This window comes from Arthrobacter sp. JCM 19049 (genome assembly GCF_001310435.1).
In genome coordinates this window covers 1-998 of sequence record NZ_BAXF01000663.1, presented here as the reverse complement: position 1 = coordinate 998, position 998 = coordinate 1, and the positions used below count along the sequence as shown (strand labels likewise).

General features: G+C 68.1%; 2 protein-coding genes. One reads left to right on the top strand and one right to left on the bottom strand.

Translation table 11 applies throughout. The features are described from left to right. Nucleotides 1-398: 398 nt before the first annotated feature. Nucleotides 399-566, bottom strand: coding sequence for a hypothetical protein (locus JCM19049_RS23710; protein ID WP_374700335.1), 168 nt, complete (start codon nucleotides 564-566; stop codon nucleotides 399-401). Nucleotides 567-602: 36 nt separating this feature from the next. Here JCM19049_RS23710 and JCM19049_RS23705 point away from each other — a divergent pair. Further along, the coding region (locus JCM19049_RS23705) for a helix-turn-helix transcriptional regulator (RefSeq protein WP_374700334.1) at nucleotides 603-998 on the top strand (396 nt) is incomplete at its 3' end.

Here is a 998-nt window from a genome sequence, read left to right as displayed (position 1 = left end):
CGCGGCCGGCGCCCCCGGGGCCATCGGCCCGAACGAGGCACTGATCTTCGTCGTGGACCTGATGGGCATCAAGTAGCCGCAGGTCACACCCGCACAGCTGGCCCCGATCCGTCGGGGCCAGCGGTGCTTAACCTGCACGAAACCCCCACCCGGATTGGCTATTGTAGGCACGTGAGCACAAAGCAGAGCGAAGGGCCCAGCAGGGCCGAACGGCTGACCAGCCTGATCTACGCGCTGTCCACCAGCCAGCGCAAATGGACCGCCGAACGCATCGGCGACTACCTGAACCCGGGCGGGAACCCCGAGGCCCGGGAAAAGGCGATCGAACGGGCCAAGGACGAGATCCGCAACGAATTCGGGCTGCGCCTGGTCACCGAGGACTACGACGGGGTGCTGCACTACCGCATCGACACCACCGACTGGTACCTGCCGCCGATCTCCTTCAGCGCCGCGGAGAGCGCGCTGATCGCCCTGGCCGCCACGCTGTGGAAGGACTCCAAGCTGCAGGCCCTGGCCCGTAGCGCCACCGAACGGCTCACCGGCGCCCAGCCCAGCACCGAGGACATCGCCCCGTACCTGGCTCCTACCTGCCGCGGCTGTCGATGGACGACCCGAACTTCAAGGCCTGCGCGCTGGCCGTGTTCAACCGCAAGAGCGTGCACTTCAGCTACCGGGACGCCGGCGGCCAACACAGCGAACGCACCGTGGACGTGTGGGGGATCGGTCAGCGCTACGGGCAGTGGTACTTCACCGGGTATGACCACACCCGCAACGAGCGCCGGGTCTTCCGCCTCTCGCGCATCACCGGCAGCTTCACCCTTTCCACCCTGCCCAAGGGCAGCACCTACCATCCGCGCCCCGAAGTTCTCCATGTCCCAGGTGCTGCAGGACTTCGACCTGCAGCACCACGCCGAACTGGCCACGGTGCGCATCCACGCCGAGGCGGCGCTGCCGCTGCGTGCCCGGGCCCTGGAAACCACGCCAGCCGAACCCGGCAC

Bases quoted from the DNA above. Each gene is read 5' to 3' on its own strand.
- JCM19049_RS23710 (WP_374700335.1), bottom strand. From the start codon at position 566: ATGTCCTCGGTGCTGGGCTGGGCGCCGGTGAGCCGTTCGGTGGCGCTA.